The organism is Halomonas sp. H33-56, from assembly GCF_040147035.1.
Taxonomy (GTDB): Bacteria; Pseudomonadota; Gammaproteobacteria; order Pseudomonadales; family Halomonadaceae; genus Halomonas; species Halomonas litopenaei.
This window is the reverse complement of record NZ_JAMSHP010000001.1, coordinates 1-14376: the sequence shown is the minus strand read 5'-3', so window position 1 is coordinate 14376 and position 14376 is coordinate 1. Positions and strand designations below refer to the sequence as shown.

Below are 14376 nucleotides of genomic sequence, written 5' to 3'. Positions count from 1 at the left end.
ATACTTGACGGCTCGTGAATTCATGGCCAACGGTGCTTCCCAATGACACAGTCGACGCCAGACGTGGCAACCTTCCAGGGCCTGATCCTCGCCCTGCAACAGTACTGGGCCGAACAGGGCTGCGTGATCATGCAGCCGCTGGACATGGAAGTCGGTGCGGGCACCTTTCACCCGGCCACCTTCCTGCGCTCCATCGGACCCGAAACCTGGAACTCGGCGTACGTTCAGCCGTCTCGCCGTCCTACCGATGGCCGCTACGGCGAAAACCCCAATCGCCTGCAGCACTACTACCAGTTCCAGGTGGTCATGAAGCCCTCCCCGGCCAACCTCCAGGAACTGTATCTGGGGTCGCTTGAGCGTCTCGGCATCGACCCGCTGGTCCACGACATCCGCTTCGTCGAGGACAACTGGGAGTCACCGACCCTGGGTGCCTGGGGACTCGGCTGGGAGGTCTGGCTCAACGGCATGGAGGTGACCCAGTTCACCTACTTCCAGCAGGCCGGCGGCATCGAGTGCTTCCCGGTCACCGGTGAGCTGACCTACGGCCTCGAGCGTATCGCCATGTACCTTCAGGACGTGGACAGCGTCTACGACCTGGTATGGACCATCGCACCCGACGGCTCCCGCGTTACCTACGGTGACGTCTACCTGCAGAACGAGCGCGAGCAGTCCACCTACAACTTCGAGCATGCCGACGTGGACGCCCTGTTCGGCAACTTCGACCACCAGGAAAGCGAGTGCCAGAAGCTGCTCGCCGCCAACCTGCCGCTGCCGGCCTACGAGCAGGTACTCAAGGCCTCCCACACCTTCAATATGCTCGACGCCCGTCACGCCATCTCGGTCACCGAACGCCAGCGCTATATCCTGCGCGTGCGCACCATGGCCCGCGACGTGGCCCACGCCTACTACGCCTCACGCAAGGCGGCCGGTTTCCCGCTGGCCCCGGAAGCGCTGCGACGTGAACTTCTCGACGACGAACCCCTTGCCGCACAGGGAGACGCATAAGCATGGCCGCCCACACCCTCTTGCTTGAACTCGGCGTGGAAGAACTTCCGCCGGGAGCCATCGACACTCTCTCCGACGCCTTCGCCGAGGGCGTGCGTCGCGGCCTCGCCGATGCCGGCGTCGACTTCCAGGGCGTCACCGCCTACGCCTCCCCCCGCCGGCTGGCGGTACGGGTCGAGGCACTGGCCGACAAACAGCCCGACCGCGACGTCGAAAAACGCGGCCCTGCCCTGGCGGCAGCCTTCAAGGATGGCGAGCCAACCAAGGCAGCCCAGGGGTTTGCTCGCTCCTGCGGCGTCAGCGTCGATGAACTCATCCATCTGGAGACCGACAAGGGCACCTGGCTCGGCTACCGCGAACAGCAACAGGGCGAGGCCACCGTCGCCCTGCTGCCCGCCATCATCGACAAGGCTGTGGCGGCCCTGCCGGTGCCCAAGAACATGCGCTGGGGCGCTTCCCGCATCGAGTTCTCCCGCCCGGTTCATTGGCTGGTGGCGCTCTACGGCGACCAGATCGTACCCGCCACGGTGCTGGGCCTTGAGGCCGGCCGCGAGACCCGCGGACACCGCTTCCACGCCCCCGAGGCCATCGCCCTGAAACATGCCGACGACTACCTCGGTGCCCTGGAGGATGCCTGGGTGCTGGCCGATCGCAGCAAGCGTCGCGAGCGCATTCGCGAACAGGTACTGGCCGAGGCAGAACTGCTCGAAGCCACCGCCGTCATCGACGAGGACCTGCTGGAAGAAGTCAGCGGTCTGGTCGAGTGGCCGGTGGCGCTGACCGGCAGCTTCGACGAGCGTTTCCTCGAGGTGCCGGCGGAATGCCTGATCTCGTCGATGAAGGCCAACCAGAAGTACTTCCACCTGCTGGATGCGGACGGCAAGCTCAAGCCCGCCTTCATTACCGTGTCCAATATCGACAGCCGCGAGCCGGACAAGGTCATCGCCGGCAACGAGAAGGTGATTCGCCCTCGTCTGGCCGATGCCGCCTTCTTCTACGAGACCGACCGCAAACGCCCGCTCGCCGAGCGCATCGAGGGCCTCTCCAGCGTGGTGTTCCAGAAGCAGCTCGGGACCCTCGCCGACAAGGCCAAACGCAGTGCCAACGTGGCCGCGCACATCGCCAGCCGGACCGGCGGTGACGAGTCCCGCGCTCGCCGTGCTGCGGCCCTGGCCAAGTGTGATCTGGTCACCGAAATGGTGCTCGAGTTCCCGGAGCTTCAGGGCATCATGGGGCGCTACTACGCCGAGCACGATGGCGAAGACGCCGAGGTCGCACGCGCGCTGGAAGAACAGTACCTGCCGCGGTTTGCCAGCGACGCCATCCCCCAGACCCTGACCGGTCAGGCCCTGGCCATCGCCGATCGCCTGGATACCATCACAGGGATCTTCGGCATCGGCCAGCGCCCCAGCGGTACCAAGGACCCCTTCGCCCTGCGCCGCGCTTCCATCGGCGTGCTCAATATCCTGGTCAAGGGTGAGCTGGATCTGGACCTGCGCGAGCTGCTCGAGCTGGCCGTGGCTCAGCATGAGGCGCTGCCCAAGGCAGACGGCCTGGTCGATGACGTCCTTGGCTACATGCTCGATCGCTTCCGTGCCTGGGCCCAGGACGAAGGGATCGGTGCCGAGGTTTACCTGGCGGTACGTGCACGCCCGGTGACCCGCCCGCTGGACTTCGCCCGTCGCCTGCGCGCCGTGGCGCAATTCGCCACGCGTGATGAAGCCGCCGCCCTGGCCGCCGCCAACAAGCGTGTCGGCAACATCCTGTCCAAGCAGGATCACGATGGACGCACCCAGGTCGACGAGAGCCTGCTCTCCGAGGACGCCGAGAAGGCCCTCAAGAACGCCGTGGCAGCTTGCCAGGAGCAGGTCGCTCCGCTGTTCCAGCAAGCCCGCTACAGCGACGCTCTGGACGTGCTGGCAAGCCTTCGGGCACCGGTGGATGCCTTCTTTGACCAGGTGATGGTCATGGCCGAGGACGAAGCCGTTCGTGCCAATCGTCTGGCCCTGCTGGCAAGCCTCCAGGCGCTGTTCCTCGAAGTAGCGGATATCGCCGAACTGCAGCAGTAATCCTGCCCCTGGTGGTAACGAGGCCGGCCCCGCAAGGGGCCGGCCTTTTTTATATCGACAGGCTGAGCCCGCCTGGCCCACTGCCCCACGGCCCCAAAGCTCCTGAGCCCTTCATAGGGGATACCACGGCCGCTACGAACACTGGAGTGAGCCAATGGGATGTCGCCTGGAGAGTCAAACCTGGCCATGCGGAGTGGCACTCGCCACCGACGTTTCACGTGGAACATTACCCAGATAGAAAGCGCCGGCGGCGACAATGTTTCACGTGAAACCCACCCCGCTTGATGTACCTCCAGTACGCCGCCTGGAGCTTGTACCCCGACGCGAGCCCTGAGCCTCACGACCGCTGCTTTTCTTGGCGCCCCGACTCCGCCGCTTTACTCTGCGCCCCGATTCCGCCGCTTTACTCAGCGATACTTTCCGCCAGCCGCTGATCCATGATCACTACCGTCTTGCCCAGTTCGAGATCATTGTCTTGCGAGTCCGTTGCCGGCAGGCCCGCGCTCGGGTGACGGTCGCCGACGGTGCCCGAACGCAAGCCACTGCCAACGGCGCCGTTGGCGAGCCACTCAGGCAAGTCGTCGGCGCTCAGGCGACGTCCGATAGCGGGCCTGAGTCCGTGGCGATCCATATAACGGAGCATGGCCTCCAGATCGTCACGGCTGCCGACGCTGATCCCTTCCAGATGCAGCAACTTGCGAATCGCCGGTCCCACAAGATCACCCTCGACACGGCCACTCTCGAGAAAGCCCACCAGGGCGATACGCCCATTGGTAGCCATTGACGGCAGAATGGCATCGACCAGAAACTGCCCGCCCACCACATCGATGGCACGCCCTACGCCCACCGACTCGGTGATGGCCATCACCTGGGACGCCACGTCGGCCGCCCCGCCCTCCCGACCGATCACCGCGACCGCCCCTAAATCCATGAGCCGTGATGCCAGAGCGGGTCGCGACGTCACCACAATAGGCCGAGCACCAGCAGCCGCCGCCATCTGCAGGGCATGCAGCGACACGTTGCCGGTTCCCGCCAACAGCAGGTAGCGGCCCTGCAGCTCATCCAGGTCGCCAAGCGACTTCCAGGCCGTGACGCCGGAGATCGCCAATGCAGCGGCTTCCTCGAGCCGCCAGCCAGATGGCACGGCAACCAGCGCACGACGCGGAACGATGACCTCCTCCGACAACCAGCCATCACCAGGACCGCCCAGCTTTGAGGCGTGATAGGACTCCTTGAAAGCACCAGATATCCAATCGATGGTGTAGTGGCCGAGCACCGGTTGTCCCACCGCGAGATCAACGACATCCCTTCCCGTTTCCAGCACCACCCCAGAGCCTTCTGACAGCGGCACGAAGGGGCGTGGCATCTGCGGCAGATAGCTGCCGTCCTGCAGCGCCCTGTCGCGGTAGTTCAGCCCCACCGCAGCGACCCTGAGACGCACTTCTTCGCTGGCCAGGTCACGACGTGCTACCTGGTATTCATGGATTCCTTCAGGCCCCACCCTGTCAGAGCGGAATTGACGAAAGTGACGTAGCGATACCAATGGGCGTAGTCGAGCTTCCAGTAACATGGGAACAACCTCCTCGTTGGTCTTCCCCTATCCTGGCCCGTCCGAGACCAGCGCAGTAGCGAAGCTCACGGAGTACTGTCTTGCGCTAGACTCAACAATCAGGCCCCGAGTCAGAGCCGTCTCGCGCCGCACCGGTGCCCATCGCCCCTGGCCCCATGGCGACTCGTGCAATGACCAACCCCCTGCCTCTGGACGAGAGTGCACCATGCCATCCCATCACGACACACTGGTCGCTGGACTGCTTGCCCTGGTTGAAGTGGCAAGATATGGCTCACTGCGCGCGGCCGGCGAGCAGCTCAACCTCACCAGCGGCGCGGTCAGTCGCCGCCTCGATGCGCTGGAGTCCCGACTCGGGACGAAGCTGTTGCACCGGACCACCCGTGAGGTTTCCCTGACCCTGGCGGGCCGCACCTACCTGGAACGCGCCGTCCCTGCTCTACGGTTACTCGACAAGGCGGCGGATACCTTGCAGGACATCAGTGACCGACCGCGAGGACTGATCCGCCTATCACTACCGGTCAATTTCGGCCGAATCCATATTGCGCCCTTCCTCCCCGAATTTCTCGATCGTCATCCAGACATTGAAGTGGACGCTGACTTCGACGATCGCTTTGTCGATATCGCCTCGTCCGGGCACGATCTGGCAGTGCGAGTCGGGGTGCTCGAGAACTCTCGCTTGGTCGCCCATCCCTTGGCCGCAGATCAGCGCATGCTGGTGGCGTCGAGGGCCTATCTTCAACGCCAGGGTGTACCGCGTCACCCACTGGACCTGCTGCACCACAACTGCCTTCACTACACACGGTTCCAGGGTATTCAGCGCTGGCCACTTCGCCGTGGCGACGAGGTTCACAACGTACCGGTCAGCGGAAGCTACAGAGCGAACTATGGGCACGCACTGGTGATCGCGGCAGAGGCAGGTATCGGCATCCTTCATACCTCCCGTTCCATCGTCGGGGCCTCGCTGGAAGCCGGCAGGTTGCTCCCCGTGCTCGAGGACTGGTCGCTGCCAGACATCAGCATCCATGCGCTGCTTCCAGGACGGGATCCTCCAATGCGGGTACGAGCATTGCTCGATCACCTGAAGGACTCGATACCCACAGCACTGGCGACAGCCGGCGCGACAGGCTTGGACACCGACACTACGTCGCCACCACTTTTGGACTAGGCGCTGTCCGAAAAGTCGACGAGCGAAGGTTAGACAAGGCAAAAATCGGTGAGAAAGCGCAGTTTACGGGGTGTAAATGAGCATTTTGACCGGGCTGGCGCACCAGCCGATTTTTAACGCCGTATTACCGAGCGCAGGCACTTTTCAGACAAGCCCTAGGGTGTTGCCAGCGACAGCTAAGGGGGCAGGGATCGCGCGATCCCTGGCTCACTGAGTACGGTAGAACCTGGAATGGTTATCGCTGGAAAGGGCTTGCATGAGACCCTTGTTACGCCCTCGACATGGGGGGAATAGCACGAGCTTCCACTGCAAAGGGTGAGACAGGCAGCCACAGCGGCGGGGTTGGTAAAAACTGCGACCTGGGCCACAGACACGGCCTCGTCAGCACCTGATTGTTTCACGTGAAACATGCCCCTACACTGGGTCGATTACGTGACAGCAACCACCCTTACCCATCGCATAGACCAGGTAGACCCATGGCCCCACGACTCGTCATTCTCGACCGTGACGGAGTGATCAATCAGGACTCCGACAACTACATCAAGTCGCTCGCCGAGTGGGTCCCCTACCCCAGCGCCATCACCGCCATCGCCCGTTTGTCCCAACAGGGCTGGACCGTCGCTGTTGCCACCAACCAGTCAGGCATCGCGCGAGGCTACTACGATGAGGCGACGCTGGAGTCCATGCACACCAGGATGCTGAGTCTGGTGGAGGCCGAAGGCGGTCGAATCGAGCATATCGCCTACTGCCCTCACATTAGCGAGGATCGCTGTGATTGCCGCAAGCCCTTGCCCGGTCTGCTCCGCCAGATTCAGGATGCGCTTGCACTCGACAGCCTGGAAGGTGCCTGGATGGTGGGCGACAGCTACCGGGATCTCGAGGCAGGCGCTGCCATGGCTTGCCGCCTTGCATTGGTGCGCACCGGCAAGGGCGAGCGCACACTAGCCAAGCATCCAGAACTTGGCCGGACCGACAGCGAGGCAGAGGTCTATGACGATCTCGCTGGTTTTGTCGACCAACTGCTGCAAGGAAACCTGGATACCTGAAAGCACCCTGCATCAGGCTCGCCCCCTCGTCACCCCTCGCCACCCCTCGGCGAGCCTACAAGCCTGGGCGCTGACTTAGCTCTCCCTTCATCTGTCTGCAACTGCCGAGCCCCATGTTTCACGTGAAACATGGCGGCTCGCATTCTTCGTATATCAACGTCCAAACAACAGGTTAGAGCACGGGAAAGCTCTTACGACTTACCCGCCCGGGAGGTCGTGGTGCTCAAATGTCGGTCTTTCCGTGATGACTACGAGTGCAATGTATCGAGCCCCCTCCATTATCACAGAGCCCCCCGGACAGGTTCCCGCACGTTCCATATAGTGCGACCACCAAGGCATCCAGTCTGAAGCGTGAGACTCATCGAGTCCAAATAGCAGGAGGCGGAACACCTGACGTGGATAACAAGACGCGGACAACAAGATGCAGGTAGCAAGACACAGCTAGCAAGATACAGTGGTCCCAGCCTTGGAAGCTCAGGCCTGATGCCGTGATGTTTCACGTGAAACGTTGCGGAGGAGCGAGGCCACAGACGCAGCTCGACGTTGGCTTGTCGTGCGATCTCGTCTGTTACCACCCCTTGCCACCACCCCTTCCAACAGCTCCTTCCAACAACACCTCCAGCCCTCCCTTTCTGATTCCCTCCTTCCATCCCCTTCTGCAAGATGAGGCCAAGAAAATCGATACGCCGCATCGTTCGACCACTTCACATGTGATCGCGCAAGCCAGATACCTTCCTCCGAGTATCTTCCTGAAGCTCGGATAGCCTCCCGTACCCGGCACGAATGCTGATATCGACCAGACATTTGATATCAAAGAGGCGTGAGTCCTGGCTTGAGCAGCTGGACCTTATATCGCCAGATGTTTCACGTGAAACGTGCAGGCCCGACGCTGTCCGCAAGCGCCGGCCCACCATGCAACCGCCATGGGACACCGCGCCGTCGTCTTTCCTCTACTGACATCCAGCTACGTCCACCGACTTCCATCGCCGGACACACCGCGCCCACTCACCACCCACTCACCGCGTTCGCCAGCAGAATTTTCCGACCACAGCCAATGGCGTGCGGTCAGATGTGTATCTGCTCATTCGCGATTACACCCTCGCCGGATGGCAATAGAAGCCTGGTGCACCCCGCCCTCTCATAGCGGGCCTTTCAAGAAACCAGCCACCCAGCCATCCAACCATTCGGCCGCTGGCAAACTACTGATACTAAAAAAGAAAAAACCCCGATCCTGAAGATCGGGGTTCTGTCGCGAGATGTTTCACGTGAAACATCGAGGCCATGGGCCTGGGACTTCCTGCTGCGCTAGATGTCCAGATTGGCCACCAGAGCGTTGCGCTCGATAAAGTCACGACGCGGTTCGACTTCATCACCCATCAGGGTGTTGAACATCATGTCGGCGGCAACGGCATCTTCGATGGAAACCCGCAGCATCCGACGCGTATTGGGATCCATGGTGGTTTCCCACAACTGCTCCGGGTTCATCTCGCCCAGGCCCTTGTAGCGCTGGATCGACAGACCACGCTGTGCCTCGTTCATCAGCCAATCCAGGGCCTCATAGAAGGTCTTGACCGGCTTCTTGCGCTCACCACGTGCGATATAGGCGCTCTCTTCCAGCAGCCCATCCAGCGTCTCACCGAGGCCAGCGATGGCGCGATAGTCGGCGCTGGTGAAGAAGTCCAGGCCCCAGACGTAGTCGGTGGTCACGCCATGGGCAATCAAGGTTACCGCCGGCAGGAAGAACCCGCGTTCATTGTCTTCCTGCAACGAGAAGGTGTAACGCGGTCCACCCTCGTAGGCCACCAGATCGTCCATTTCCTTCTGCAGGAACTCGATCCAGTTCTGCATGGTGCCGCGATCACGGAGGCTGTTTTCGCCGTCAAGATGTGCCGCATGGACGATCTTGCGCAGCACCTCGCTGGGATAGACCCGCGACAGACGATCGATGCGCTTCATCACATCACGGTACTGGTTCACCAGAGTCTCGAGCTGAGCCCCGCTGATTCCTGGCGCATCTTCGCTGACGCACAACCGCGCTCCGTCCAGGGCGGTGGTGGTCAGGTAGTCGATCATCGCCTGCTCATCCTTGAGGTAGAGCTCCTGCTTGCCACGCTTGATCTTGTACAGCGGCGGCTGGGCGATAAACACATGGCCGCGCTCGATCAACTCCGCCATCTGACGGAAGAAGAACGTCAACAGCAGGGTACGAATATGCGAACCGTCCACGTCCGCATCGGTCATGATGATGATCGAGTGATAGCGCAGCTTGTCCGGATTGAACTCCTCACGGCCGATACCGCAGCCCAGGGCAGTGATGAGCGTCCCGACTTCCGCAGACGACAGCATCTTGTCGAAGCGTGCCTTCTCGACGTTGAGGATCTTGCCCTTGAGCGGCAGGATAGCCTGGGTACGCCGATCACGCCCCTGCTTGGCACTACCCCCGGCCGAGTCACCCTCGACCAGGTAGAGTTCGGACAGACCGGGGTCCTTTTCCTGACAGTCGGCCAGCTTGCCGGGCAGCCCTGCGATGTCCAGGGCGCCCTTGCGGCGGGTCATATCGCGCGCCTTGCGCGCCGCCTCGCGGGCCCTGGCAGCGTCCAGCATCTTGTTGACGATGGCCTTGGCTTCGTTGGGTTTCTCTACCAGATACTCTGAGAAAGACCGCCCAAGCTCCTGCTCTACCGCAGTTTTCACCTCGGAAGAGACCAGCTTGTCCTTGGTCTGGGAGGAAAACTTCGGGTCCGGCACCTTGACCGAGATGATCGCGGTCAGGCCCTCACGGGCGTCGTCACCGGAGGTGTTCACCTTGGTCTTCTTCAGCAACCCTTCCGCTTCAATATAGTGATTGAGCGTACGAGTCAGTGAAGCGCGGAAACCGGCCAGGTGGGTACCGCCATCCCGCTGAGGGATGTTGTTGGTGTAGCAGAAGATGTTCTCGGCGAAGGTATCGTTCCACTGCATCGCCACCTCGACCGCCACGCCATCTTCCCGCTCCACGTTGAAGTGGAAGACGGGGTTGAGAACGGTCTTGTTGGTGTTGAGGTGGTCGACGAAGGCCTTCAGGCCACCTTCATAGTGAAACAGCTCTTCCTTGCCGCTACGCTCGTCCAGCAGGCGGATAGCCACACCAGAATTCAGAAACGACAGCTCACGCAGACGCTTGGCCAGAATATCGTAGTGAAACTCGATATTGGCGAAGGTCTCGGGAGACGGACGGAAGTGCACCCGCGAACCGGTCTGCTCGGTCTGCCCCACCACAGCCAGCGGCGACTCGGGGACACCGTGACGATAGATCTGCTCGTGGACCTTGCCGGCACGCCAGATGGTCAGCTTGAGCTCTTCAGACAGCGCATTGACCACCGAGACACCGACGCCGTGCAGGCCGCCAGATACCTTGTAGGAGTTGTCATCGAACTTACCGCCCGCGTGCAACACCGTCATGATCACTTCGGCCGCCGATACGCCTTCCTCTTCATGAATATCGGTAGGAATGCCACGACCATTGTCACTGACGGTGATCGACTCATCCGGATGGATGATCACCCTGATCTCGCTACAGTGGCCGGCCAGCGCTTCGTCGATGGAGTTGTCCACCAGCTCGAACACCATGTGATGCAGGCCGGTACCATCATCGGTATCGCCGATGTACATCCCGGGCCGCTTGCGTACGGCATCCAGGCCTTTCAGTACCTTGATGCTCGATGAGTCGTAAGCATGTTCGCTCATTGACCACTCCGTCGTGAAGTCTGTCTGTCTATGGCCTGCAGCTGGCCGAAGCCGTCAGCGTCTTGTTTCACGTGAAACATTGCCATCGGCGTATCGGGTTGCCACAGGTCGGCCAGTACCTCGTGATCCACGCTGGTGATGAAGGCCTGGCAGCGCATCCGCTCCAGCCACTGGCAAAAGATCCTTCGGTGGTTCTGGTCCAGTTCGGCGGGCAGATCGTCGATCAAGTAGAGACAGGTCCTGCCTGTCATCTTCTCGAGTAACCGTCCCTGGGCAAGCTTCAGTGCGCTCACGACGAGTTTCTGTTGTCCTCGTGAAAGCACTTCGACCGCTGGTCGTTTGCCGAGTCGAATCGCCAGATCCGCTCGCTGGGGCCCCTGCTGGGTAAATCCCATCTGACGATCGGTGTCGCGTCCCTGCTCGAGCACCTCGGCCAGATCTCGCTGTCGATCCCAGCCACGGCTATAGCGTAGCGTCAGCGATGGCAGTGAAATCAGCCCTTCCAGCGTTTCCTCGAATACCGGGATAAAGGTATCGATCCATTCCCTGCGTAGGATGTCCATGCGCTCGCCCGAAAGCGCCAGCTCATGCTCCCACACTGACAGGGATTGAGGCTCCATTCTACCATGCCTGAGCAGGGCATTCCGATGTTTCAGGGCGCGACGGAAACGCTGCCAGGCCTGCAGGAAGTCATGTTTCACGTGAAACACTCCCCAATCCAGGAACTCCCTCCTGCCGGCGGGAGATCCCTCCAGCAGGCGGAAGGCGTCGGGGTTAATCAACTGCAGAGGCAGGGTCTCCACCAGACGAGACACCCTGTCGAGTCGCTCACCGCCAATGCGCAGCGTCAATTCGCGATCCTGACGCAGGCGGCGCAAACCTATCGATACAGGGGGATCACCGGCAAGGCGGCCATGCAGGACAAGGGCGTCAGCATCGTGGTGGAGCACCTGGGACAGCCGACGCGCCCGAAAGGACCGCCCCATGCCCAGCAGGTGGATACCTTCGAGCAGGCTGGTCTTGCCGCTGCCATTGCTTCCAGTGATCAGGTTGATCCCAGAAGATGGTGAAATATCAAAGGCCTGCAAGTTTCGCAGGCCTTGAAACATCAAGCGGTCTAGCGCCATGGAAAGGCCTTGCTGGCAACGAATACCGTCACAGGCGCATCGGCATCACGACATAGAGGGCATCGCCGCCACCGGGTTCTTCCATCAGCGCGCTGCTGTTGGGATCGCCCAGCGTCATCTGCACGCGATCCTCACCCACGGCGTTGAGCACATCGATCAGATAGCCGACGTTGAAGCCGATCTCCATGGCCGGCCCGCTGTATTCGATGGCGATGTTTTCCTCGGCCTCTTCCTGCTCCGGGTTGTTGGCCATCACCCTCAGGTTGCCCTCTTCCAGATTCAGCCGTACCCCACGGTACTTCTCGTTGGAGAGGATGGCGGTACGCGACAGCACCTGGCGCAACTCCGAACGTTCGGCGATGAAGACCTTGTCGCCGCCCTTGGGCACGACCCGCTCGTAGTCCGGGAACTTGCCGTCCACCAGCTTGGAGGTGAAGGTGAAGTCCCCGGTGTGAGCACGGATATGGGTAGAGCCCAGGGTCAGGCTGACAGGCTCTTCTGAATCGTCGAGCAGCCGTACCAGTTCGAGTACACCCTTGCGCGGAACGATCAGCTTCTGGGCCGACTCAATGTTAATCTCCACGGGGCGAGAGCTGACCGCCAGGCGGTGGCCGTCGGTAGCCACGGTGCGGACCAGGTTCGGGGCGAACTCCAGCAGCAAGCCATTCAGATAGTAGCGAACGTCCTGCTGCGCCATGGCGAACGAGGTGGCGTCGATCAGCTGCTTGAGGGTCCCCCGCGGCAACGCCAGTTCGACACTGCTCTGACCATCTTCAATATTCGGAAACTCGGCGACCGGAAGCGTGGACAGGGTAAAGCGTGAACGGCCACTGCGCAGCACGGCCCGCCCGTCCTCGATGGACAGCTCCAGCTCGGACTGGTCTGGCAAGGACTTGCAGATGTCCATCAGCTTGCGCGCGGGCACCGTGATGGCGCCAGGCTCATCCACCTGGCTGGCCACGGTACGGCCGACCAGTTCGACTTCCAGGTCGGTGCCGGTCAAGGCGACCTCGTCCTGTTCGACCTGGATCAGCACGTTGGAGAGCACCGGTAACGTCTGACGGCGCTCGACCACACCGGCCACCAGCGTCAGCGGGCGCAGCAGCGCTTCGCGGGAGATGGAAAATTTCATGTCGGCTCCACTTCTTGTCCGGGAGAGTGAGACGGTCACGCGGTTGATGACGTAGAGACGTTAACTGGTCAAAAGCCGCAACAGATTCTTGTAGTCTTCACGAATATCGGCGCTTTCTTCCTGCAGCGCCTGCACCTTGCGACAGGCATGTAGCACGGTGGTATGGTCTCGGCCGCCGAAGGCGTCGCCGATTTCCGGAAGACTGTGATTGGTCAGTTCCTTGGCCAGGGCCATGGCGACCTGTCGCGGGCGCGCCACGGAGCGTGAACGCCGCTTGGACAGCAGGTCCGCCAGCTTGATCTTGTAGTACTCCGCCACGGTACGCTGGATGTTGTCCACGCCTACCTGCTTGTCCTGCAGAGCGAGCAGATCCTTGAGCGATTCGCGGATGAAGTCCTGGGTGATCGACTTGCCCATGAAGTGGGAATCGGCGATGACCTTCTTCAGCGCCCCTTCCAGTTCACGCACGTTGGAGCGAATCTTCTGGGCAATGAAGAAAGCCGCATCATGGGGTAGATCCACCTTGGCCTGGTCGGCCTTCTTCATCAGGATCGCCACCCGAGTCTCGAGCTCAGGCGGCTCTATCGCCACCGTCAGCCCCCAGCCAAAACGGGACTTGAGGCGCTCCTCGACGCCGCTGATTTCCTTCGGATAGCGATCCGAGGTCAGGATCATCTGCTGGCCACCCTCAAGCAAGGCATTGAAGGTGTGGAAGAACTCCTCCTGGGAGCGCTCCTTGCCGGCGAAGAACTGGATGTCATCGATCAACAGCGCGTCGACGCTGCGATAGAAGCGCTTGAAGTCATTGATGGCGTTGAGCTGAAGGGCCTTGACCATATCGGCGACGAAGCGCTCCGAGTGAAGATACACCACCCGAGCGTTCTCGCGACGCCCCGCCAGGGCATTGCCCACCGCATGCATCAGGTGGGTCTTACCGAGGCCGACGCCACCATACAGAAACAGCGGGTTGTAGGCTCCCCCTGGGTTCTCCGACACCTGGCGGGATGCCGCCCTGGCAAGCTGGTTGGACTTGCCCTCGACAAACGTCTCGAAGGTGAAGTTGGGATTCAGGCCACTGGAGTGCTTGAGACTGCCCTCGACCTGAACCTGACGCTCACCACCGGGTGGACGCGTGACCGGCGCCTCACCGCCTTCGTCGCGCAGGCGGTCGACCTCGCGCTCATCCCCCACATCGCCGCGGGAGCTGGTGTGCACGGCCGCCGAGCGGGCCGGAGCGGCGGAGACAGGATCGCCGAGTTCGCGAGTCTGGGGTGGGGCCGGCGCAGCACGACGACTGCCCACCGTCAGCATCACCTTGGGCGGCTTGGCCGGCGCCAACTCCCGCATCAGTTCACTGATACGCTTGGCGTACTTGTCACTGACCCAATCGCGCACGAAGCGGTTGGGTGCCAGCAGCCTGAGCTGATTGGACTCCCCTTCTTCCGCCTGCAGAGGGCGAATCCAGGTGTTGAACTGCTGCGAGCTCAGTTCATCCTGAAGGGTTTGTAGACACTGTTGCCAGAGAGCGAGCGACAC

9 protein-coding genes are annotated in these 14376 nt (G+C 61.6%); 4 read left to right on the top strand and 5 right to left on the bottom strand.

What is annotated here, in order from left to right; genetic code table 11:
* Positions 1-42: 42 nt before the first annotated feature.
* Positions 43-1005, top strand: coding sequence for a glycine--tRNA ligase subunit alpha (gene glyQ, locus NFH98_RS00045; RefSeq protein WP_108131941.1), 963 nt, complete (start codon positions 43-45; stop codon positions 1003-1005).
* A 2-nt stretch (positions 1006-1007) separates the two neighbouring features.
* Positions 1008-3074 carry a glycine--tRNA ligase subunit beta gene (glyS, locus tag NFH98_RS00040; protein ID WP_349622084.1) on the top strand — a complete coding sequence of 689 codons (2067 nt, stop codon included), beginning with the start codon at positions 1008-1010 and terminating at the stop codon, positions 3072-3074.
* Positions 3075-3477: 403 nt separating this feature from the next.
* Here the strand turns inward: glyS and NFH98_RS00035 are convergent, their stop codons facing one another.
* On the bottom strand, positions 3478-4644 hold the full coding sequence (locus NFH98_RS00035; RefSeq protein WP_349622083.1) for a zinc-binding dehydrogenase: 1167 nt from the start codon (positions 4642-4644) through the stop codon (positions 3478-3480).
* 205 nt (positions 4645-4849) lie between these two features.
* On the opposite strand from NFH98_RS00035, the gene NFH98_RS00030 reads away from it, so the two are divergent.
* Both NFH98_RS00030 and gmhB read left to right on the top strand, forming a co-directional pair.
* The gene (locus tag NFH98_RS00030; protein ID WP_349622082.1) at positions 4850-5809 is read left to right on the top strand and encodes a LysR family transcriptional regulator; all 960 of its coding nucleotides are present in this window, start codon (positions 4850-4852) and stop codon (positions 5807-5809) included.
* Positions 5810-6285: 476 nt separating this feature from the next.
* Complete coding sequence (gmhB, locus tag NFH98_RS00025; RefSeq protein WP_349622081.1) at positions 6286-6855, top strand: D-glycero-beta-D-manno-heptose 1,7-bisphosphate 7-phosphatase; 570 nt, start codon at positions 6286-6288, stop codon at positions 6853-6855.
* 1305 nt (positions 6856-8160) lie between these two features.
* Here the strand turns inward: gmhB and gyrB are convergent.
* The 4 genes from gyrB to dnaA all read right to left on the bottom strand — a co-directional run.
* Positions 8161-10581, bottom strand: a complete 2421-nt coding sequence (gene gyrB, locus NFH98_RS00020) for a DNA topoisomerase (ATP-hydrolyzing) subunit B (RefSeq protein WP_045995091.1) — start codon at positions 10579-10581, stop codon at positions 8161-8163.
* On the bottom strand, positions 10578-11708 hold the full coding sequence (gene recF, locus NFH98_RS00015) for a DNA replication/repair protein RecF (protein WP_349622080.1): 1131 nt from the start codon (positions 11706-11708) through the stop codon (positions 10578-10580). Before recF ends, gyrB begins: the two co-directional genes overlap by 4 nt.
* Before the next feature lie 28 nt (positions 11709-11736).
* Positions 11737-12840, bottom strand: coding sequence for a DNA polymerase III subunit beta (gene dnaN, locus NFH98_RS00010; RefSeq protein WP_045995089.1), 1104 nt, complete (start codon positions 12838-12840; stop codon positions 11737-11739).
* A gap of 60 nt (positions 12841-12900) precedes the next feature.
* A partial coding sequence (gene dnaA, locus NFH98_RS00005) for a chromosomal replication initiator protein DnaA (RefSeq protein WP_349622079.1) occupies positions 12901-14376 on the bottom strand: 1476 nt, incomplete at its 5' end.